Source organism: Halorussus marinus (genome assembly GCF_004521895.1).
Taxonomy (GTDB): Archaea; Halobacteriota; Halobacteria; order Halobacteriales; family Haladaptataceae; genus Halorussus; species Halorussus marinus.
Window position 1 is genome coordinate 95,509 of record NZ_SBIR01000009.1, and the last position, 19,025, is coordinate 114,533.

Genomic DNA, 19,025 nt, shown 5'->3' on the forward strand with positions numbered 1-19,025 from the left:
ACCGCCCCACCCACCGCTCCGTGCTCGCTCCCGCTGGTCGCTGCGCGCGCAGCCACAACCTCAAGAACCGAGCTGAGATGTATGTCAGAATTCGGGAATTCGCTAACCGCGTGTATCCGTCCGAAATAAAAAGCAACTACCGCCTAGAGAGGTTTTTAGGCTGACTAGAAACATAGAGGGAATATGGTTAAATCGGGAGACGTGGATCAGCGGTGGCAGGATCTATTGCGTAATCCACGAGAAGAGGTCCATCGTGAAATCAAAAGCTGGCTTGATCTGTCTGATAATGTGGACAAGGCAAACGTAGCAAAAGCGATGCTCGCATTAGCGAATTCTGGTGGGGGTCAGATTTTGATTGGATATGAGGAGGTCGGTGAATCATGGGAACCGGATCCATCTCGACCACATCCGATTGACCACTACGATCAAGATACGATTAATGGGATCGTTGAGAAGTTTGCTGAGCCCCAGTTTCACTGTGAAGTATACCATATTGAACATCCAGAATCTGGTGAAGTCTTTCCAATTATCGATGTACCGGGAGACCATCGGGTGCCGATTCGATCAGACAGTGCTGGCCCTGAAGACCAACACGTTACCTACAACACATATTATATTAGGCGGCCAGGGCCAGAAAGTGCAGCACCGAAGACAGGACGTGAGTGGGACGAATTGATTCGGCGGTGTGTCACTGCCTCACGTGATGATCTGTTAGATCGAATGCGAACCGTACTGACGGGGTTCGAAAAAGGAGCAAGTGAAGAAGAGATTGATCCGCTGGATCAGCTTGCTTCGTGGACTGAGGCTATGCGGGAAGACTGGGAAGCCAACGTGATGGACGAGTACGGAAATATGGATAATTCACCCTATCGTCACGGGTACTGGTCATTTGCTTACAGTCTGGATTCTGAGTTTGATCAGCCATCTCTCTCTGAGTTCTTAGATCTACTACGGGAGGTGAAAGGTCATGAAACGGGGTGGCCGGCGTGGCTGATCAGCGAGGATCAGGTACATCCCCGCGATGAGACAATCGAAGGGTGGTATACCGGCGGAACATTCGATGACCCAGCGCACGCAGACTACTGGCGTGCATCCCCAGACGGGATGCTGTTCTTGCTTCGTGGCTATCAGGAAGACAGCAAAGATGAACTTGAGCCAGGTACAGTTTTGGATTATATTCTCCCAATCTGGCGAGTCGGTGAATGCTTGCTACATGCGAAGCGGTTGGGGCGAGAACTCGGTGAGGAAAACACGTCGGTCACCGTGCAAGCCCGATGGACGGGACTAGAGGGACGAACACTGGGCTCAATTGAAAATCGCCGTGGACTTTTCCCTCCGATTGAAAGAGAATCACATCAAGCGACAGTTACGGCCAGTCAACGCTTCACTGTTCAAGATTTTGAAGACGCTCTACCGGAAGTGGTTGAGACCTTGACCCAACCGCTATACCAGATCTTTGATTTCTACGAGCCGCCATCCGATCTAATCCAGAATGAGCTGGACCGGATGCAAAGCCAGTAACAACGCTACTCTAGATGTTCATCCAATTCCCACGCACCTTCATCATCGTAATAGAAACCGGGATGATATCCGAACTGAGAGTTTGATAATGGTCGGAAAAGCGGTGTGAGTTGGTCACGGATACCGTCTTCATCGGACAGACTGAGAGGTGTGAGGCGCGAGGTGCGGTTAGGTTCAGGAAATGCTTCAACCCGGTCAACCTGCCGATGTTGGTCTATTGTCGCGTTCGTGAGATTTGTCCCACTGAGGATTGCATACACCTTCTCGCTGTGTTCATCAGGAAGGACGTCACGATAGAACTGGAGGACGGTGACGAGACTTAATTCAAGATCCTGTGAACTGACTGCATAGTCACAGTCGTATGAATGACCGGTTGGATAGCAGAGCCCGCTCCCCCGGGCCTCATATATGCCAGTATCATACAGAGTTGCCACTGAACTCAGGTCTTTTCGATTCTCGTAGCGAGCGACAATATGGTTCCATGTCGGATCCGCGTGTTCAAACAGTCTATCGGGCCGAAACGATGGTCGACACGTCGCGGGAACAGGCAGTTCCTCAAGTTCTGTGATATCGACAAGACGCGATCCATCAAGAGCACTTTCAGGAACAATATGGAACAAGAGCTGTGGAATTGCATCCTCTGAATTAAGCATATCGAAGCGCTGAAGGTGGTATTCGCGATATAATGTCGACCGATCAACCGCCGGATATTCACGGTTGAGTTCATGGAGACGCCGAAGATGTGAATCACTCATATGCTCCCCCTCTCACCTTAGATAAATATGTATTCGGTCCCCTGTTGTGGCCTTGAGTGCCGCCCCAGTTCCTGCATAGCCAGTTCATTGGTATAAGAATCAGACTCGGTCGCTGTACGCCATCGGTTCCGAGATATCTGAACCGTCTTGTAGAGGTTTATTCCACCCATAATGGGTGAAGGATTCGCTGTACTGGCGAGTTCCTGAACATGGTGAGAACGATGACTACCAGAGACATCTACGAAACTGGCTTCGACGAAGACGTCCAAACAGAGTCGAGCGCTACCCAGTGTCCAGAGTGTGACGGCCGGGTCACTACGAATGCGGTCGAAACGATCTGCGAGGACTGTGGACTTGTTATCGAGGAACAACGTATCGATCACGGGCCGGAGTGGCGGGCGTACGATGCAGACGAGCGCGAGCGAACAGGCGCACCACTCACTACAGCCCGTCACGATCGAGGCATCTCGACCGAGATCGGCCACGGAACCGACGCACACGGGAACGAACTCTCTGGTCAGAAACGCCGGCAGCTGGCCCGGATGCGACGTGAGCAGACCCGTGGTCGCTGGCGGTCCAAAGCGGAACGGAATCTCGCACACGGGTTGGGCGAGGTACGCCGGCTGGCGAGTGCGCTCGAGCTCTCTGAGTCGATTCGTGACCAGGCGTGCCAGCTCTTCCGGAGCGCTCAGAGCGAGGATCTGCTTCGAGGCAGATCCATCGAAGCCATCGGTGCAGCGAGTATCTACGGTACCTGTCGATGTAACCAACACCCGCTTCTCCTCGAGGATGTCGTCGACGCCGCCCGAGTCGAGTCCGCTCGTGTCACCAACGCCTACCGAACACTGAATCGCGAATTAGAGCTCCCAGCACCACCAATGCGCCCGACGTCGTTCATTCCACGCCTGATCTCGGCGCTGGAGTTAGACCACGACATTCGTCGGCGCGCGAACGAACTCGCAGAACGCGCCGAGGGGACAACCCTCACGAACGGCTGTCAGCCATCGGGCGTCGCGGCCGCCTGTGTCTATCTGGCTGCCCAAGAGCAGGGCGCGTTGATTACCCAATCCACCGTCGCGTCGGCAGCAGAGGTGTCAGTCGTGACGCTCCGAAGCCGGCGAGACGAACTCCAAGCGATCTGAGACGCCTCCGGTAGAGGAATACCTACATACAGGCAGAGAGTCTACAAGGGGGTATGGATCTGGACGAGACTGTCGAGTATCTGTCGACAGAACTCGATATCGAGCGGAGTGAGCACGTTCGCGAGGTCGGTCGAGCGGTCGCCGAGCTCCGTGACTGAATCGGTCTCAGGCGGTCAGATTTATCCCGTCGTCGCCGAATCCGTCCCCGCATTTTCTCACCCCTGAGTTTAAATACCAAACCGGGGGAAACGCGGAGCGAATCGATGACTGACCACAACTCAGACCGAGAGGCGTTCCAACCTGTCGGGGAGGGCGCTCTGGTGCCGGACCCAGCGCTGGATCAGCCAGCAGACGGCCAGCCAAGCCGCCAGCGTGAAGCCTCGCATTCGGGTGGGTATCCGGACGGAACAACCGACACAGACCGATCCTGTGTCTCCTGTGGCGCATCGATCCCGGCGTCGCAACGAAAATGCCGGTTCTGTCTCGAACACGAACTTGACGGCGCGTCGGAGTCGGGTGCTGCGAGTTCCGAGCAGACACTGCGTGGTGTGATCCACTTCCTCGTCGAATCGGGGACGTTCTACGGCGCCGTGGCAAGGGGAGCAGCAGCAGCGACACTTCTCTCGTCAGGTCACGACCAGCCCATCGACGACTGTACGCTCATCTACGATCTCGACGACGAGCCCGCACCCCAGCTAACCGAGCGCTGGCCTACGCTCCCCGCTGCTACTGAGGTGACCGCAGCGGCTGGCGACGCGTTACTAACAGCGGCCCGTGAGCGGACAGCGTGGAACGAGAGGAGCGATCGTTCTCAGACGGAGATTCCACGCGTCTATGACGAGCGTGGCCAGGGAATTCGCGATGAGTCGTCCCTCGAGCACACGCTCGACGACAGCGATCAGCTGTGGATCGTCCCAGCAATCGCTGTGGAAACAGTACCCCGCGAAACGAAATCCTCCAGTACCAGAGCTGAAATCCCGACCGTAACAGCCCTCGAGTGCCAGCACTGTACGAAAGAAACAGAACATCGCTTCAGTACACGCGAGTCGCTCCCTGACGAGACCTGGACGGGCCAACCAATCTGGGAGTGCCAAGTGTGTGGCACAGGTCGCTACGGGCCTGCTCCCGAATAGGGCAGTAGGAATCTCACCGTTTAACCAACAGTCTCCGATGGAGATGGCTTCTGTTGGTTAACACGGTGAGTACCCGCAAGTCCGACGTCAGTCATAGCGGGCGTTCATTCGGCAGGTTCGCAGCGGCCTGTCTCTACAAAGCGGGGCGGGAACAGGGGGTGTGGGTAACGCACCGTGACATCGCCAAGTCCGGAAACGTCACGCCGACCACGGCCTGGACGCATCACCAGAGGTTCGATGAACTCGCTGTCTAGACGGGCCAGGTAGGGAGCGAGGGCGCTCCATTCTTCCAGTGGATCGCATCTAGCGCGGGCGGGAACTGCTGTAGTCGGTCATCGAGGACGGCGAGTGGGTGCGCATCGAGAAACGTCGCCTTGTGCCGATCAACCGGCGTGTCTTCGTGATTGAGTTGGATATGACAGGGCCCAAGGTCCGGATGGTCGGCATCTTGGTGGAATCCGAGCATCAGATTTCGGTCCGGTTCGACCCAGTTTATGCGGTAGTATTCGTGGTCGACGCCGGCGGGGTACCAGAAGCGAATCTCCAGTCGTGCTGTCGCCGCGTCGTACGAGTCACTCAGGAACGTCGTCGGATCGACACCCGCGATGACGTACCGGGGTCGGCGTCGAGACGGGCGATAGCGGACCTCTTCACACCCTGGCTGGTTCGTCAATCGGTCGTGAACGTCGCGGAGGAGGGTCCGCTGTGTATAGCGGTCGCGACCGGCAAGAAAGATCATTCTGTGAGAGAGGAGGGTTAGCTCGTGGCGCGGTCAGCCACGTCGGTCATCTGCTCGCGGGCAGCTTCGACGTCGGAGTAGAGTTCCAGTGCGTGCTTGATGAGGCGGCGATCCTCCTCGTTCTCACGCCAGAACGCGATGACGTCGCGGCGGTCCCGGAGCTCCGCACTTGTGAGGTCGCCGTCGGCGAGCGACTGTTCAAGCTCTTCCCACGTCTCGACGTCGTAGGTCGCCTGCCACTCCTCGATCTCCTCGGTAATCGCGGCCAATTCACTCCGCAGCTCCTCGCGGGTATTTTCCTCGATGAGCGTGCGGATCTCCTCGAAGAGCAGTCGCGTGTAGTCCGGTTGGTAGCGCGTCGTCTCGCCGGCCTCGACGCGACGCAACTGGCCCTGGTCGACGAGGTCCTGAAGTTCCTCGTTGGTCGTGCTCCAGGCGGCGTCGGCCTGCTCGCTGATCCAGTTAACTGAGCGGGGTTCGCGAAGTGACTCGGCGACCGCCCGAATGCGGTCGCGGGCGCTCATCGACTCAGTCCACGATTGGACCCCATCTCGCGAGGATTCGGTCATGGTTGGCACCTCTTGGGACAGTGTTCGCGCCCTACTCCCATATATGTTTGTACTGTCTCGCATAATCAAGAATGCCTTGCGGGCGAAGGCGTCCGGACGTTGAAATGCGATACCGACAGAAGGTATGGCCAACCGATGTACGACCGATATTCTGACGTTGAGGAACTACGGCCGACCGGCGAGGCATCCCACAGCCCGGACACAATGTTGGACGACGGGTGTGAGAGTGACCTCCTGGCGGCAACGCGTCGCGACGAGCACTGGTGGCGACCTGATGCGACGACGACAGTCACGTGGAGTGTCTATCCGCGCCGGCGAGTGGTGAGGCGCTACCGATGAATCAGCAAGTCGAACAGGGCTACTGGATGCATCGTGTACTCAGCAATCTCAGCCGCCTCGACGTCGAGCGGTTGGACGACGCGGATCGAGAGCGAGTCGAGACTGCAAGAGACCTCCTGGAAGAAGTGAGCCTACTCACGGGACCAGAGGACGGGAGCGGACCAGACGCCCCAACAGACGACTGATCGTCATCGCCGTCGACGCCAGGGGCACTTCCAGTGTCGGTTTATCGCCCCCCAAGAGGGGTGCGGGGCTTCCCGCGAGTCCAGACATGGCGACACTACAAGCTGCGACGACGTCAACCGGCGCGATCGTATCGGATCCACAGGCTGTCCGCGAACTCTGTGAGAGCTACTGCTTCGGGACGCTCGACTGGGAGGTCACCGACAAGGGCGAACTCACCATCTGGGGGTACGATGACTTCGAAGTGTACGAGGCGCGGGAGAACGGCCTCCCGGACTACGAGGGCGGCATCGTGACCCACGAATTCTTGCGAGAACTTGCCGACCACCTCGAAGCTGACGAGGAACTCGACATCCAGACAGCGGGGTTCACGAAGTGTCGCTTCCCAGTGCTGGCGAAGCGGTACGTCGTTCGCGACGGCGAAGTCCTCTACGCGGATCTCAGTTCCCCCGAACCAATCGAGGAGTAGCGTTGTTCGTCCCCCGAGAGGGGTGCGGGGCGATCCAGTAGCGGTCGCCCCGTGAGGTGATTGCTCGATGGGCCACCGCGCACTCGTTGCGTACGAACGCACAGACGGACAGTACACGCTCCACTACAGCCATTGGGGCGCAGCGAACCTCAAGCTCAAGCACCGAATTTCGGCTGAGTCGCCGTTCGGTGGCGACGACACCAACTCCAAGTGGGCGAAACAGCTGCTGGCTGAACTGGCCGATGGCCTCGAGGCAGATGCGGTCGACGGCTACCTCGCTGACGAGGATCGACCGTCGACGGTCGTCGAGCCGAAGCCCCGCGCCACCGGGCTCACCCTCGACGAGATCATCGCTGACCATCTCGACTACCTCCACCACGAGGCGTTCTACGTGGTGTCACCGACCTTCGAGGTGACCGCCTACCGGACGCTGTGGTTCGGCCTGCAGTACGATTCAGAGACAATCGACAACGGTGAGACGGTCGGGAACGGGGCGCTCGCGACCGTTCGGTGGCACGACGGCGAGCCGGTCGGCGACGGCCATCTGAAGGGGCAGTTCCGGGCGCTGAAGGACGTCGTCGGCGATATGGTCGACAAGGGGGTGTTCACGCCGTCGACGGCTCGCCAGTACCTCACACAGAAACTCGGCGAGTGGGTCGGCGAGCGCCAGGAACTGCGCATCCCTGGTGGTGAATCACCGTCGAAAACTGCGTCAGTCGACCGATTATAACGCCAATCCCTTTCTGAGTCCCCACGAACGTCTGGATATGTCAGATCGGGCTGATGACGAGGTGCGAGTATGGCTCGTCGAACGTACCTACTCCGATGATGAACAGAACCTAATCATCCTCACCTACGCGACACCCGACGGCAAACAGTATTATCGGAAAGAGCGGGCACTCACGTCCTTCACCGATATTCGAGATACGACAGCGGCAGTCGATGCGGGGCCCGGCAATCTCGGCACGGTTGATGACCCCGATCTCCAGGACCAATACGCGGCCGAAGCGCAGCGAATGCAGGAGGTCCACGACCCGAACGACGTGATCTGATGCTCACCAGTAGACGTAGTCCCGTGCCATTGGTTATGTCGGAGGAGGCCGTAGACGGGGTATGCGCGAACTCGTCTTCGCCCTCGAATACGAGCCGGGGTGCAATAGGGTGGCGGATGCCCTTGCCGACTACCCCGACGCCCGTGTCCGCTCGCTTTCGTTGCACGCGACTGCCGACCAACTTTGGCGAGTCGACCATGCCACCGGCACTCCGGACGCACTCGACGCCATCGAGGACGCGTTTCGAAACAGCGACTACTACGCCGACTGTCTCGCCACCGAGGACTGCGGCGCCACCCAGACCACCCGCGTCCTTGACCGCACGGACGACACGCTCGTCCTCTACTCCGACTGGGAGCGAACCCCCACCTGCGCCTCGGTTCCCCACATCGCCCGCGACCATCTCGGGGACGGCGTGCTGTTCGAGACCCGTCATGAGGGCCGCCACTACACGTGGCGACTCATCCACTCGGGCGACGGCGACGTGGCGGCATTCTTCGACTCCCTCGAGGTTGCCGTCGAAGAATGCGCTCAGATGGAGATGCTCCGCACCGCGGACACGACGACAGCAGCTGGAGGAAGCGACGAAACACCGAGCGGATTACCCCCGGCGCAGGAAGCCGCCCTCCAAGCCGCCGTCGAACACGGCTACTACGAGTCGCCCCGCGAGGTCGATGTCGGCGAGTTGGCCGAGCATCTCGACGTGCCTCGGTCAACACTTACCTACCGGCTCCGTCGGGCGGAAGAACATTTGGCGAAGCAACACGTCGCCGGCGAGCGGGTAGCGGAAGAACGGCTGGCATCGCACTGACACCGCGGTTGGAATATTCCAACAAAGACATATCGAACTCCCGCTCCTACCGTGAGGTGATGACAGAGAATTCCGATGTGGATACAGCGGGACCACCGAACGGCGGCGGGCAGCGGGAGTTGACTGCCCGTCTCACGGTCCCCGAGATGGACTGTCCGTCGTGTGCGCAAAAAGTCGACAAGAGCCTCCAGCGCGTCGACGGCGTCGTTGAGGCCACGCTCCAGCCGACCACCGGGACAGCTACCATCAAGTACGATCCGGACCGGACTACCAAAGCCGACGTCGTCGCGGCGATCGAAGCCGCCGGCTATGACGTGATCGGCGGAGCAGACGACGAAACCGACGAGTCTGCCGACGGCGTCGATATCGCGCCACCTTCGGAGGTCTGGACGAGTTCTCGCGCGAAGAAGACGTGGCTCGGCGCAGCGTTCGTCATCCTTGGTCTAGTCTTCGAGTTCCTTCTCACCGGCCAGAACGTCGCGATAGCGAGCATCCTCGACTACCCGCTACACATCGCAGATGTCCTGTTCCTCGGTGCCGTCGCGGCCAGTGGCATCCCGGTCGTCCGCAGCGGGTACTACTCCGCGAAGAACCGAAGCCTCGACATCGACCTCCTGATGGGGACAGCGATCATCGCCGCAACCGGCATCGGCTACTTCGTCGAGGCCGCGACGCTGGCCGTCCTGTTCAGCATCGCCGAACTGCTCGAGGACTATGCGATGGACAGGGCACGGGATTCTCTGCGCGAGCTGATGGAACTCTCGCCCGACGAGGCGACCGTCCGTCGCGATGGTGAGGAAGTGACCGTTTCCGTCGAGGAGGTCGACGTTGGCGAGACCGTCGTCGTCCGCCCTGGCGACAAGATTCCGCTCGACGGGACGGTCATCGAAGGCGAGAGTGCAGTCGACCAGTCGCCGATCACGGGCGAGAGCGTCCCCGTCGACAAGACCACCGGCGACGAGGTGTACGCCGGCGCGATCAACGAAGAGGGGTACCTCGAGGTAGAGGTCACCTCGACCGCTGGCGATTCGACGCTCTCGCGTATTATCGAAATGGTACAGGGCGCACAGGCGAAGAAGACCGAGTCTGAGCAGTTCGTCGACAGCTTCTCCGGCTACTACACACCCCTCGTCGTCGTGCTGGCAATCCTGACCGCCGCTATCCCGCCGCTGGTTATCGCTGATCCGGTGGCGGTGGACCTAGCCGGTTACGGGTTCACCTTCGCGGGCGACTGGCAGACGTGGTTCATCCGTGGGCTCACGCTGCTGGTGATCGCCTGCCCGTGTGCGTTCGTCATCTCCACACCCGTCTCGGTGGTGTCGGGCATCACGAGCGCCGCGAAGAACGGCGTCCTGATCAAGGGCGGAAATTACCTGGAAGCGATGGGCGAGGTCGACGCCGTCGCCGTCGACAAGACCGGGACGCTCACCAAGGGCGAACTCGCCGTCACCGACGTCGTTCCGGTGGGTGACACTACGGAGGACGATCTGCTCCGTCGCGCCGCTGGGCTGGAGCAGCGCAGTGAGCATCCCATTGCTACGGCGATTCTCGCCCGTGCTGAGGAGGCGGGCGTGGGCAACCTGCCCGACCCGACGGGTTTCGAGAGCCTCACTGGGAAGGGCATCCGCGGCGAGATCGGCGGCGAGACGTACTATGCGGGCAAGCCCGCGCTCTTCGAGGAACTGGGCTTCGACCTCGCTCGGGCACGCCGCGAGACGGACGGCGGCGTTATGACGGAAGAGGCGACCGAGGGCGAGAACGGGGCGTTCGCCGAGGATGCCCTCTCCGCGCTGGAGCGGGAGGGCAAGACTGTCGTTATCGTCGGGACGGAGTCGAAACTGCTGGGTGCGATCGCCATCGCCGACGAGGTTCGCCCGGCCTCGAAGCGGGCCGTCGAACGCCTGCACGAGCTGGGCGTCGAGCGCGTGGTGATGCTCACCGGCGACAACGAGGGCACCGCCCGCGCAATCGCCGAGCAGGTCGGGGTCGACGAGTATCGCGCAGAACTCCTGCCCGACGAGAAGGTCGACGCTGTCGAGGAGTTACAGGCAGAGTACGGTGATGTCGCGATGGTCGGTGACGGCATCAACGACGCGCCCGCGCTCGCCACCGCGGAGGTCGGCATCGCGATGGGCGCGGCCGGCACCGACACCGCTCTCGAGACGGCCGATATTGCGTTGATGGGCGACGACGTCGGGAAACTCCCGTACCTGTACGACCTGTCGCATACGGCCAACGGGGTGATCCGGCAGAACATCTGGGCGAGTCTCGGCGTGAAGTTCCTGCTCGCGCTGGGCGTGCCACTGGGGCTGGTCAGCGTTGCGTTGGCGGTCGTTGTCGGTGATATGGGGATGAGCCTCGGTGTCACCGGGAACGCGATGCGGTTGTCGCGAATCGAGCCCGATCGGTTCTCCGACACCTGACTCTGCGGCGGGAAGTGCGGGCAGGACGCTCCTCTTTCGCGACTTTCCTGCGCTCTATCGAGACAATTTGCAGTTTGTCTGGGGCAGTAGAGACTGAGCCCCACCGCAGGCTCTGATTTGATGCCCGAGAATCCAGACGACGATCCACTCCACGATTGCGAGTTAAGTCCCGACGCAGTCCTCGGGACGCGCACCTTCCACGATGTCCTGTTCACTGACGATACCGAGACGCCGGTAAACGTGCTCACCGGCGAGACACCCGCACATTCGCAGGCGACCGTCGAGGAAGCGAAGGCGTTCGCTACGAGTATCGATACGGACACACCACAAATCGCGCTCCCGGCCTCTGTCGAGACGCAGATCGAAACCCAGAGCCAACCCTACACGGCGGCCGCGTTCTTCCACTTCAAGGCGACCGGGTCGCTCGAACTGCACCGTGCCTACCACGCCGCCTACGACTCCGACGCGTTCAGCACCGACTTCGAGGCCGACTACGAGTCGGGCGACCTGACGATCACCGTCGAGCAGACTGCCGATTCCTGAACGCGGTCTCCCGAAGCGAGGTTTTTCGAGCGCCGGCGATGGGTGCCGGCGCACCGAGCAGACAGCGCCGAGCGGCGCCCGGTGAGTCGGCACTCCGAGGTGAACCAGATGCATATGGTCATCTACGCGCTGGTGGAAGCACCGACACAGCACGACGCCCTGGTCGAGGGGAAAGCAGTCTTCGACCGTCTCGTCGGCGCGAATCCCCACGGCTGCGCCGTGTTTGATTACTACGTCACGTTCGATGAAGACGACACGACGGTCGCCGGGAAGGCCCGCTGGGGTGACCTGCCGACGGCGGCCCCCATCAACTCAGAGGAGGGCGGTGAACTGCTCGACCGGGCTTGGAAGGCCACGAAAGAGGAGTTTCAGCGGAATCTCGACCGCGTGAAGGAGGCGCTCGACGAGCTCAGCGACGAGGCGATCATGCGCGACGAGGACCTCGCCCGCCACGCGTTCCACCAGGTCGGCGCGTACGAAGGGCCCTCAATCCCGATGTACGACCAGCACGCCCAGGGGATTCGGCATCGAGGCCAGCTCGACCGAGTCCTCGAGGAAGACGAGGACAGCCAGACGCTCTGGATCGTCCCCGCAGACGTTCATTTCTGACCAACGATGCCACGAATCACCAACTGGTCACGAGAGAGTCGCTCACCAACACTCGCGTATCGAAACACCGAGACTGGAGCGCGAGCTGTTCTACACCGGGCGCCGGATTCATACCGGTACAAGTGGCGCGGAGCGATCCTCGTCGACGGCTACCCGATCTGGTCGCGAGGCTTCGAGACGAAGGAGGCGACAACGTTCCGGGATGCGCTTCGGGAGCGGCCAGCGCCCGAACTGAACTGTCCGGAGTGTCCAAACGACGACGTCCTCGTCGGTGAGAAGACAGCTGATGGAGCGACGGTACAGCGCTGGTACGACTGTCCGGACTGTGGGTACGAAGCCCCCTCGCGCATCGTCTACGGCCCTGAACGCTGAGGACGTACACACGCAGGGTGTTTTTCGGCCGGGGCGGAGAGAGTGACCCGGTCGAACCGGGTCGGTCCAACAATGAGTCTCGAAGTACTCGACCGACACAGCGAGGCACTGTTCGAGTTCCTCTGGTGTCCCGTCTGCGGGCAGGAAGTGTTCACCCACATTCCCTTCGAGGGAGTGTTCTGCAAGAACTGTAACACGCAGGTCGTCCTCCAAGAGTCTCGAGAAGACCGTGGCTACGAGGAGGCTGTGCTCGCGTGCTTCGACACCGACTCAACGTGGAACCTTCACGTCGACGAGAAGCTCCGCCGCGACCTGCCTGACGGCTCGGCACGGGCAAAAATCCTCGGTGCACCGGGTGCCTATGAGATCGACTGGTGGAGTCCAGCACCTGGGGAGGATTGGGAGCCGGTCGAGCGTGGTGAATTCGACGACGTGGAGGAACCAGACGAGGTGTCACATCTCGCGTAGCGGATTGCAATCCCGCTACGACTGTGTGGTGTTGTTTCAGCGCCGGCGATGGGTGCCGGCGCACACGCGCCGGCGAGTACCGATGTCGACACGGAGCCAACTCCGATTCGTCCAACGAGTCGAACAGACCGGTGAGACAGATGGCAGCGCCGACCGCGTCGCGCAGGTGTACCGGCATTCGGACGGGTATCCCGGGAGCGTCCTCCGGGATCTCGCACAACTGAAAGAGCTTCTCGATGCGACCCGCGCAGAGCGGGGACCGGGCTACACGGCGGCGACCTTCGTGTTCCTCGACAAGCTCTCGACGGTCGACCTCTACCTGGATGGCGACCCAGAGCGAACGATCGACGCGGCTCAGCCAGCGGATCTCCTCGAGCCGTCCAATATGGAGCACCTGGACCAGCCGCTGTTCCTGCTGGGCCACGGCGTCGAGAATCCGGCCGACGGCATCCACGGCGACGAGGAGTACCTCTACGTCGTCGAACTCCCGACGGAGAACCCGTTCGACGAGCCGACCGAGTGGACAGTCAAAGTGAGCGGTCATTCCGCATTCCCGCGCTGGGATGGGCCGACCGAGGAAGCCTTCGAGCGGGCTAGCTGGCAGTTCCACGGCCCGCTTGAGCACGCGCTCGAAGAGCTGGTCGCTGAGCCGGCGTGAACACCGAGGCCGCTTAGATGATGCCGCCGATGACGAGTAGTCCGACGATGAGCAGCAGCGTCGCGACCACGCTCCCCCCGGCCAGCCACTTGTTCTCCATCGCCTTTTCGTGAAGCGGCATTTCGGCGTACTCCTCGCGGAACGCCTCGAGATTCTCCTCGTCGTAGAAGTACTTCGTCTTCAGCGCGAACCGTTCCGTCACCGCACAGCCCGTACAGATCGACTCACCTTCCAGCCGCTCCGTTTTCGTGTGGCTGGTGCAGGCGATCGCCCCGCAGTTCGGACAGTACGTGTACGTTTCGTCGATGCCGCTCGTGTCACAGTGGACGCACCGATGGATGCCGTCCTCGGCGGTCATTCGTGAGGGGCCCGCCGCGTAGTACTCATAGGGATAGGTGTACTTCTGGTGGTCGGTGGTGTGCCGAACCTCGGGAAGGTACACCGGCTCGATCGACTGGACGGAGATGTCCGAGCGGTTCGGCTCGCAGGTCTTGTTGTAGGTGACGTTGTTGTCGCCGGTGTAGGTGACCGTTTTCGTGTGGTGCTGCTGGAGCCGCTCGACGGCCCACTCCTTGTACTCCGTCTGAGTCTGGCCGAACCGCCGCTCCTCGACGTCGTCGAACACCTCTCCGAACTGCTCGGCGTCGAGATCGACCGTCGCGTGGAGGTTCTCGGTGACCAGCGTCGCGACGTCCTCGTCGACGACCTGCGGCTGCCCGCGTTCGGCGTGGGCAACGAATCGCGTCCGATCGTTAATCCGGTGGATGACGCCCACCGACGTCTCGAAGACGACGTTCGTGTCCGCGGTGACCGCCACCACCGGCCGGAACGTCACCGATGAGTGTGGGTCTGGGAGGTCGGCGGCCTCGATGTTCTCGACGTCGCGGAACGCCTCTTCGACGGCCGCGTCGACGTCGGCGGCCGGGTCGTAGGGACGTAGCGTTTCGTCGCAGAGAATCTCGATGCGACCGTTGTAGAGGTCGAGGCCGATCTCGTCGGCGATCTCCCGGAGGTCCTCGCCATCGAGCAGCTCGATTGGATGGGGGTCGTCGTTCTGCTGGAGGCGGTCGGCGTACTCCTGAGCCGGGTTCGTGAACCGGCCGGTCGTGACGACCATCCCGCGTTTGGGGCCGTCGAAGTCGAAGGTCGCGATTGCTGAGTGGAGCTTCTGGACGACCGGCCGTCCGACCGTCCCCGTGTGCTTGCACTCCACGATGATCGCGCGCCGGGTGCCGTCGACGACCTCCTCCATAATAACGTCGCGACCCTCGTCGGCGGTTCGGTCGGCCTGACGGACGTTCTCGTAGCCGAGATTGCGGAAGACATCCTCTATTACGTCCTCGAACTCGAACCCTGAGAGGTCGTCCAGTACAGCCATTCCGATATACCTGGACAGTACGTTGCAACTGTCAAATACGTTGCCGAACGCTTCGCCGTCCTGTTTATGAACCCCCGAGAGGGGTGCGGGGGTGATCAAACGAGCCTCCCGCGAACCAACCTATGAGTGGAATCAGCGACCCACGCTCACACGTACAGTCACGGACCACGGCTGATCCCGACGTCATTTACGTCGGTTACCGTCGTCGAGGCCGCGCCATCGTCGAGAAGCAATCAGACCAACAACAGCTCACGCCAGAGCGGAGTCTCGAGCTGGCAAATCACAGTCCTTCGGGCTTCGAATGGGGATATGGTGGCAGCGGGCCGGCCCAACTCGCACTCGCCCTCCTGCTCGATTACACCGACGATGAGGAGGTAGCGCTTTCGGAGTACAAGGCGTTCAAGACCGAAGTAGTGAGCCAGCTAGAGTGTACAGGACCCGACGGCTGCTGGCGACTCACCGGACGCGAGATAGATGCTACCCTTCATGAGATAGTCGACGACCCAGTTGCACCGTCCGTCAACTAACGATCACAGAGCGCAATCAATGTCAGAACACACTCAGCAGCCTCGTGTGGACTCAGAATCGCAACAGAACCGTGAGCGTCAGGTGCCAACCGAGTACGTCGAGCGAAGCGATGTCGGCGTCTCACTCACCGTCAAACTCACTCGCGGTACTGGCACCCGCGATCAAGACAAGATCACGGCCAAAGTGAAGGGTAAGACGCTCGAAGACGCCCGCGAGGATATGGAAACCCTCCGCGAGTATATCCACGACCTCGCTGAGGACACTCGCCAGATCCAGCCAGCCGACCCACACGAATAGTACTTTTTTGACTATTGCACAGAATTGTGTAGCCGCAGGATGTACGAAGTGTGCGGTGAGAAGGAACTCAAGGTTATCCTCGCGCTTGATCCAGGCGATTCCATCTCAGGCGTCGCGCGGAAGATCGACGAGAACCGGGAGACGATCCGTCGCGTCGTGAATAGCCTCGAGGAGGCGGGATACGTCGCGTACGACGATGGGCTTCATCTCATCGATCAGACGCTCCGAGACGCCGGTCTCGAGTTCCTGACAGCGTCAGCGGACATCTCGCCGCCGTCAATCTCAGAAGCCTATGTCCTCCCGCAGTTCACGGGGATGGAGTATGCATACACTGGCATCGATGCGGTCTACGTCTGGACTCGCGGTGGCTACCAGGTCGCTCGCGACCCAGAGGACTATCCGCTGTTCATCGCCGTCCACGAGTCTGACCTCGATGCCTGGACGGCGTTCTTCGATCGGTTCGAAATCCCGACTGCGGAAGAACGCCTGCCTGCTGCCGACCTCGATGGTTCGATACAGGTGGTACTCAAGCCGCGGCCACAGATCGAGGCCGAGATGGTCGACGGACGGCCTGTCATCCCACTCGAAGAAACTGTGGCGTTCGCAAACGAGCACTACGCGCACTTCCAGTCAGCGCTCGACATGCTCGGCCGTATGTACGACAGCGTCGACACTGACGCGAACTACCGCCAAACTGACGTGGAGTTCTGACAGGAGATTTCTTCGACTGGGAGGGGCCTGGCCGCTGTTTGTTGCCGCCTTGAGAGAGCGGAGGCGAACAAAAATGAGCGATTCGTCAGATCTATCCGTCGAATCAGACGCTCTCACACCGAAACAGCGTCTCGAACCGCCAAATACCCGTCTCATCAATGCTGGTATCGCGACGATTCATGACATGGAGACGCTGCGAGCCTGCGTCGCCTACGAGAATGCGAATCAGCAACGGATCCCGATTCTTCGCCGGCTCAAAGATCGGGCCAGCGAAATTCGCGCAGAAGACAATTGACGCAGCACTCGGGGATGTCTGTCGGAGCCTCGGTGGGTGGAGGCTCGAATGAGATGAGCGATCAAGCCGAGATCGAAATTCAACGACAGACCGCATTCGGCGACGATGGCCAACTCGAAGTAACTGAAACGAGCGTCGAGACCTCACTCGAGGACTTCGGTGCTGACGTGGATCATCGCGACCGGGATTCACGTCTTGATCGGCCCGAGGCCAGTGTGTTCGGCGTCGACGATCGACCCGCAGTTGAGCAATCAACCGAAGGAGATCAGTCAACACTCTTCGCTGATACGGACGAGGATCAGCAGACCCTCGCTGGCGACGATGCAGCCGCTCGCTGTCTATTCGAAGAATAAACAGTCCCTATTGATTAGTTATCTGTAGAAATGTTATAGTTTGAACTATAATAGTCTGAGTTCTAACTTTGAAGCGACGCTGAGGGGTTAATAGCCGGTGGTAGTTTTTCGACCCCCAGCAGGGTGCGGGGAATCCGAACGCCCGCATGCAACCGATGGAGATGAATTCGACTACCGACCCACGAGCAGTCGTACAGGATGCGAGTGAGCGATGGCAGGCGAGTGCAGACTGCGTTGAGTACGTCGGAATGCGTGTCGACGGAACGCCAGTGGTCCTGAACCTCACCGCACACGAACGCCTCTCCCCAAATCGAAGTCTCGGTCTCGTGCGGCATAGCCCGGCGGAATTCGACTGGGGCTATACGGGAAGCGGACCGGCACAGCTCGCCTGTGTGCTCCTCCTCGATTACACCGACAACGAAACTGTCGCCCAGCAACACTACATCCAGTTCCGCAACGACGTGGTCAGTCAGCTGGTGTGTGATGGCCCGGCCGACTGCTGGCACCTCACCGGGGAGGATATCGAGGCGGCACTCGCCGAATTCGAAGAGTACCGAGCACTCACGCCAGATGGTGGGGCGCCGTCATCGTCACTGCCGGCGAATTGGAGTGCGGTGAGCCGGACAGATCGGACAGTCTTCCAACGTCGAGATATCGACCACTACGTCGTCCGCGCCAAAGGGAGCGAAGAGTGGTTGATCATACTTTGTGCGCAGGGGGACCGGGCGTATCCCGCCCCGCTTGACCATCGAACACTTCCGGTCGAGAACGACCCTGTCTCTGCCGTTCAGGCACTCGTCGCTGAGAGTAACGACCTCGTCGAGCCAGAGGAGGCCAACTGATGGAGAAATTCCGACTTTCGCGAGCAACGTACCAGCTCATCGAACGCGCTGTCACGGCGCTGGAGTGCATCGGCCGAGAACTCAAGCGATACAACGACCGGCACGAGCGAATAGCTGGGAAAGACACAGACGAGACGAATCCCGGCGAATCATGACTGGCGAAGCGACGCTTGATGACTTCGAGAGCGAGACATCATCCGGAGAGTCCGGCTCGCTCTCACTGGAAGAGCGACTCCTCACCCCGATCTCGCCGTCAGTGGGACTTCGGCTGATTCCCGGTCGTGGTGATCCGCTCTATCTCCAGAACCGGGGCACTGAGCGGTATCTGTTCCGCGACGAGCACAACCGATGGTTCATCCTTCAACCCTCGGCGAAGGACTCAGAAGAGGCGTTCGTCCGCTGGGTGTATCTCCCAGCAGACCGGCCCGAACGGCTGGCACAGTCGGCGCTTCGTCGACGGACAGTGATCGGCTATGATTACGTTCAGCGGTCGGCCGCACCAGATCCAGTCAGATCGACGGTGACGGCGATGTTCGTCACGGAACCGTGGTCCGACACCGCCTACGAGTGTGGGTCGTGTGAGGCGCTGTTCGACACGGCACAAGAGCACGCCCTGCACTGCTGGGACGCACATCCGTGGGTGCCGAATCCTGAACAGGTGCGCCGTCGACGCCACGCCGACGAGTGAATTGAAGAGCCGAAGCCAGGTGTCGAGACCGTCCAGATGTTTAACCAACAGTACTGGATTCGTGGGCGGGGCGTTGGTTAAGAGTGGTTGTTTTTGCGCCCGTGAGAGGGGCGCAGGGCGCGTGATGAGAGCGCCGTCGCGAGCGAC

Annotated in this window: 26 protein-coding genes and 1 pseudogene; 23 read left to right on the forward strand and 4 right to left on the reverse strand. The window is 60.5% G+C overall.

Translation table 11 applies throughout. The features are described 5' to 3' along the window. Positions 1–183 precede the first annotated feature (183 nt). Positions 184–1,521: an AlbA family DNA-binding domain-containing protein gene (locus EPL04_RS12730; RefSeq protein ID WP_011222445.1), complete on the forward strand. Its 1,338-nt coding sequence runs from the start codon at positions 184–186 to the stop codon at positions 1,519–1,521. A 5-nt stretch (positions 1,522–1,526) separates the two neighbouring features. On the opposite strand, the gene EPL04_RS12735 is transcribed toward EPL04_RS12730, so the two are convergent. Continuing rightward, positions 1,527–2,276, reverse strand: a complete 750-nt coding sequence (locus EPL04_RS12735) for a hypothetical protein (protein ID WP_011222446.1) — start codon at positions 2,274–2,276, stop codon at positions 1,527–1,529. A 221-nt stretch (positions 2,277–2,497) separates the two neighbouring features. Here EPL04_RS12735 and EPL04_RS12740 point away from each other — a divergent pair, with 221 nt between their 5' ends. The 3 genes and pseudogenes from EPL04_RS12740 to EPL04_RS19200 form a co-directional block, all read left to right on the forward strand. Continuing rightward, positions 2,498–3,418 carry a transcription initiation factor IIB gene (locus tag EPL04_RS12740; protein WP_049938512.1) on the forward strand — a complete coding sequence of 307 codons (921 nt, stop codon included), beginning with the start codon at positions 2,498–2,500 and terminating at the stop codon, positions 3,416–3,418. A gap of 263 nt (positions 3,419–3,681) precedes the next feature. Continuing rightward, positions 3,682–4,551, forward strand: a complete 870-nt coding sequence (locus EPL04_RS12745) for a biosurfactant protein 1 (protein WP_011222448.1) — start codon at positions 3,682–3,684, stop codon at positions 4,549–4,551. Between the two features lie 93 nt (positions 4,552–4,644). Beyond that, positions 4,645–4,805: pseudogene (locus tag EPL04_RS19200) on the forward strand (transcription initiation factor IIB family protein); the annotation flags it as partial. On the opposite strand, the gene EPL04_RS19445 reads toward EPL04_RS19200, so the two are convergent. Together EPL04_RS19445 and EPL04_RS12760 are read right to left on the reverse strand one after the other, a co-directional pair. Beyond that, entirely contained in the window at positions 4,802–5,290 is a 489-nt protein-coding gene (locus EPL04_RS19445) for a hypothetical protein (RefSeq protein ID WP_011222449.1), read from the reverse strand. The pseudogene EPL04_RS19200 and the gene EPL04_RS19445 sit on opposite strands and share 4 nt — an antisense overlap. A gap of 17 nt (positions 5,291–5,307) precedes the next feature. Then, a complete protein-coding gene (locus tag EPL04_RS12760) occupies positions 5,308–5,859 on the reverse strand; it encodes a DUF7342 family protein (RefSeq protein WP_049938513.1) in 552 nt (183 codons plus the stop codon). A 335-nt stretch (positions 5,860–6,194) separates the two neighbouring features. On the opposite strand from EPL04_RS12760, the gene EPL04_RS12765 reads away from it, so the two are divergent. The 11 genes from EPL04_RS12765 (at position 6,195) to EPL04_RS12815 (ending at position 13,786) form a co-directional block, all read left to right on the forward strand. After that, positions 6,195–6,383 carry a hypothetical protein gene (locus EPL04_RS12765; protein WP_004594506.1) on the forward strand — a complete coding sequence of 63 codons (189 nt, stop codon included), beginning with the start codon at positions 6,195–6,197 and terminating at the stop codon, positions 6,381–6,383. A gap of 86 nt (positions 6,384–6,469) precedes the next feature. Continuing rightward, complete coding sequence (locus tag EPL04_RS12770; protein WP_004594505.1) at positions 6,470–6,850, forward strand: hypothetical protein; 381 nt, start codon at positions 6,470–6,472, stop codon at positions 6,848–6,850. 67 nt (positions 6,851–6,917) lie between these two features. After that, complete coding sequence (locus EPL04_RS12775; RefSeq protein WP_134671651.1) at positions 6,918–7,580, forward strand: DUF6735 family protein; 663 nt, start codon at positions 6,918–6,920, stop codon at positions 7,578–7,580. A gap of 37 nt (positions 7,581–7,617) precedes the next feature. Further along, entirely contained in the window at positions 7,618–7,902 is a 285-nt protein-coding gene (locus EPL04_RS12780) for a hypothetical protein (protein WP_004594503.1), read from the forward strand. Positions 7,903–7,963: 61 nt separating this feature from the next. Next, positions 7,964–8,713, forward strand: coding sequence for a helix-turn-helix domain-containing protein (locus EPL04_RS12785; protein WP_004594502.1), 750 nt, complete (start codon positions 7,964–7,966; stop codon positions 8,711–8,713). Between the two features lie 59 nt (positions 8,714–8,772). Continuing rightward, entirely contained in the window at positions 8,773–11,136 is a 2,364-nt protein-coding gene (locus EPL04_RS12790; RefSeq protein ID WP_011222451.1) for a heavy metal translocating P-type ATPase, read from the forward strand. Between the two features lie 120 nt (positions 11,137–11,256). Continuing rightward, the gene (locus EPL04_RS12795) at positions 11,257–11,679 is read left to right on the forward strand and encodes a hypothetical protein (RefSeq protein ID WP_011222452.1); all 423 of its coding nucleotides are present in this window, start codon (positions 11,257–11,259) and stop codon (positions 11,677–11,679) included. Positions 11,680–11,787: 108 nt separating this feature from the next. Further along, positions 11,788–12,288 (forward strand): hypothetical protein, encoded by a 501-nt coding sequence (locus EPL04_RS12800; RefSeq protein WP_011222453.1) that lies wholly within the window; start codon positions 11,788–11,790, stop codon positions 12,286–12,288. Between the two features lie 6 nt (positions 12,289–12,294). Further along, on the forward strand, positions 12,295–12,660 hold the full coding sequence (locus tag EPL04_RS12805) for a DUF7568 family protein (RefSeq protein ID WP_011222454.1): 366 nt from the start codon (positions 12,295–12,297) through the stop codon (positions 12,658–12,660). A gap of 72 nt (positions 12,661–12,732) precedes the next feature. Then, entirely contained in the window at positions 12,733–13,128 is a 396-nt protein-coding gene (locus EPL04_RS12810) for a DUF7567 family protein (RefSeq protein WP_011222455.1), read from the forward strand. 82 nt (positions 13,129–13,210) lie between these two features. Further along, the gene (locus tag EPL04_RS12815) at positions 13,211–13,786 is read left to right on the forward strand and encodes a hypothetical protein (protein ID WP_128904646.1); all 576 of its coding nucleotides are present in this window, start codon (positions 13,211–13,213) and stop codon (positions 13,784–13,786) included. Between the two features lie 13 nt (positions 13,787–13,799). Here the strand turns inward: EPL04_RS12815 and EPL04_RS12820 are convergent, their stop codons facing one another. Further along, on the reverse strand, positions 13,800–15,164 hold the full coding sequence (locus EPL04_RS12820; protein WP_128904647.1) for a restriction endonuclease: 1,365 nt from the start codon (positions 15,162–15,164) through the stop codon (positions 13,800–13,802). 122 nt (positions 15,165–15,286) lie between these two features. On the opposite strand from EPL04_RS12820, the gene EPL04_RS12825 reads away from it, so the two are divergent. The 8 genes from EPL04_RS12825 to EPL04_RS12855 all read left to right on the forward strand — a co-directional run bounded on the left by EPL04_RS12825 (position 15,287) and on the right by EPL04_RS12855 (position 18,878). Then, positions 15,287–15,691, forward strand: a complete 405-nt coding sequence (locus EPL04_RS12825) for a DUF6166 domain-containing protein (RefSeq protein ID WP_128904648.1) — start codon at positions 15,287–15,289, stop codon at positions 15,689–15,691. A 19-nt stretch (positions 15,692–15,710) separates the two neighbouring features. Then, positions 15,711–15,989, forward strand: a complete 279-nt coding sequence (locus EPL04_RS12830) for a DUF7389 domain-containing protein (RefSeq protein WP_128904649.1) — start codon at positions 15,711–15,713, stop codon at positions 15,987–15,989. A 39-nt stretch (positions 15,990–16,028) separates the two neighbouring features. Then, positions 16,029–16,700, forward strand: coding sequence for an RNA polymerase subunit sigma-70 (locus EPL04_RS12835; RefSeq protein WP_128904650.1), 672 nt, complete (start codon positions 16,029–16,031; stop codon positions 16,698–16,700). A 73-nt stretch (positions 16,701–16,773) separates the two neighbouring features. Further along, positions 16,774–16,995: a hypothetical protein gene (locus tag EPL04_RS12840; RefSeq protein WP_128904651.1), complete on the forward strand. Its 222-nt coding sequence runs from the start codon at positions 16,774–16,776 to the stop codon at positions 16,993–16,995. A gap of 53 nt (positions 16,996–17,048) precedes the next feature. Continuing rightward, complete coding sequence (locus EPL04_RS12845; RefSeq protein WP_128904652.1) at positions 17,049–17,348, forward strand: hypothetical protein; 300 nt, start codon at positions 17,049–17,051, stop codon at positions 17,346–17,348. 155 nt (positions 17,349–17,503) lie between these two features. Next, the gene (locus EPL04_RS12850; protein WP_128904728.1) at positions 17,504–18,190 is read left to right on the forward strand and encodes a DUF6166 domain-containing protein; all 687 of its coding nucleotides are present in this window, start codon (positions 17,504–17,506) and stop codon (positions 18,188–18,190) included. Further along, a complete protein-coding gene (locus EPL04_RS18810) occupies positions 18,190–18,345 on the forward strand; it encodes a hypothetical protein (protein WP_164932745.1) in 156 nt (51 codons plus the stop codon). Before EPL04_RS12850 ends, EPL04_RS18810 begins: the two co-directional genes overlap by 1 nt. Next, on the forward strand, positions 18,342–18,878 hold the full coding sequence (locus tag EPL04_RS12855) for a hypothetical protein (protein ID WP_128904653.1): 537 nt from the start codon (positions 18,342–18,344) through the stop codon (positions 18,876–18,878). Before EPL04_RS18810 ends, EPL04_RS12855 begins: the two co-directional genes overlap by 4 nt. Positions 18,879–19,025: the final 147 nt, after the last annotated feature.

Coding starts and splice junctions, on each gene's coding strand:
- EPL04_RS12730 (WP_011222445.1), top strand. CDS start 184: ATGGTTAAATCGGGAGACGTGGATCAGCGGTGGCAGGATCTATTGCGT.
- EPL04_RS12735 (WP_011222446.1), bottom strand. CDS start 2,276: ATGAGTGATTCACATCTTCGGCGTCTCCATGAACTCAACCGTGAATAT.
- EPL04_RS12740 (WP_049938512.1), top strand. CDS start 2,498: ATGACTACCAGAGACATCTACGAAACTGGCTTCGACGAAGACGTCCAA.
- EPL04_RS12745 (WP_011222448.1), top strand. CDS start 3,682: ATGACTGACCACAACTCAGACCGAGAGGCGTTCCAACCTGTCGGGGAG.
- EPL04_RS19445 (WP_011222449.1), bottom strand. CDS start 5,290: ATGATCTTTCTTGCCGGTCGCGACCGCTATACACAGCGGACCCTCCTC.
- EPL04_RS12760 (WP_049938513.1), bottom strand. CDS start 5,859: ATGACCGAATCCTCGCGAGATGGGGTCCAATCGTGGACTGAGTCGATG.
- EPL04_RS12765 (WP_004594506.1), top strand. CDS start 6,195: ATGAATCAGCAAGTCGAACAGGGCTACTGGATGCATCGTGTACTCAGC.
- EPL04_RS12770 (WP_004594505.1), top strand. CDS start 6,470: ATGGCGACACTACAAGCTGCGACGACGTCAACCGGCGCGATCGTATCG.
- EPL04_RS12775 (WP_134671651.1), top strand. CDS start 6,918: ATGGGCCACCGCGCACTCGTTGCGTACGAACGCACAGACGGACAGTAC.
- EPL04_RS12780 (WP_004594503.1), top strand. CDS start 7,618: ATGTCAGATCGGGCTGATGACGAGGTGCGAGTATGGCTCGTCGAACGT.
- EPL04_RS12785 (WP_004594502.1), top strand. CDS start 7,964: ATGCGCGAACTCGTCTTCGCCCTCGAATACGAGCCGGGGTGCAATAGG.
- EPL04_RS12790 (WP_011222451.1), top strand. CDS start 8,773: ATGACAGAGAATTCCGATGTGGATACAGCGGGACCACCGAACGGCGGC.
- EPL04_RS12795 (WP_011222452.1), top strand. CDS start 11,257: ATGCCCGAGAATCCAGACGACGATCCACTCCACGATTGCGAGTTAAGT.
- EPL04_RS12800 (WP_011222453.1), top strand. CDS start 11,788: ATGCATATGGTCATCTACGCGCTGGTGGAAGCACCGACACAGCACGAC.
- EPL04_RS12805 (WP_011222454.1), top strand. CDS start 12,295: ATGCCACGAATCACCAACTGGTCACGAGAGAGTCGCTCACCAACACTC.
- EPL04_RS12810 (WP_011222455.1), top strand. CDS start 12,733: ATGAGTCTCGAAGTACTCGACCGACACAGCGAGGCACTGTTCGAGTTC.
- EPL04_RS12815 (WP_128904646.1), top strand. CDS start 13,211: ATGTCGACACGGAGCCAACTCCGATTCGTCCAACGAGTCGAACAGACC.
- EPL04_RS12820 (WP_128904647.1), bottom strand. CDS start 15,164: ATGGCTGTACTGGACGACCTCTCAGGGTTCGAGTTCGAGGACGTAATA.
- EPL04_RS12825 (WP_128904648.1), top strand. CDS start 15,287: ATGAGTGGAATCAGCGACCCACGCTCACACGTACAGTCACGGACCACG.
- EPL04_RS12830 (WP_128904649.1), top strand. CDS start 15,711: ATGTCAGAACACACTCAGCAGCCTCGTGTGGACTCAGAATCGCAACAG.
- EPL04_RS12835 (WP_128904650.1), top strand. CDS start 16,029: ATGTACGAAGTGTGCGGTGAGAAGGAACTCAAGGTTATCCTCGCGCTT.
- EPL04_RS12840 (WP_128904651.1), top strand. CDS start 16,774: ATGAGCGATTCGTCAGATCTATCCGTCGAATCAGACGCTCTCACACCG.
- EPL04_RS12845 (WP_128904652.1), top strand. CDS start 17,049: ATGAGCGATCAAGCCGAGATCGAAATTCAACGACAGACCGCATTCGGC.
- EPL04_RS12850 (WP_128904728.1), top strand. CDS start 17,504: ATGGAGATGAATTCGACTACCGACCCACGAGCAGTCGTACAGGATGCG.
- EPL04_RS18810 (WP_164932745.1), top strand. CDS start 18,190: ATGGAGAAATTCCGACTTTCGCGAGCAACGTACCAGCTCATCGAACGC.
- EPL04_RS12855 (WP_128904653.1), top strand. CDS start 18,342: ATGACTGGCGAAGCGACGCTTGATGACTTCGAGAGCGAGACATCATCC.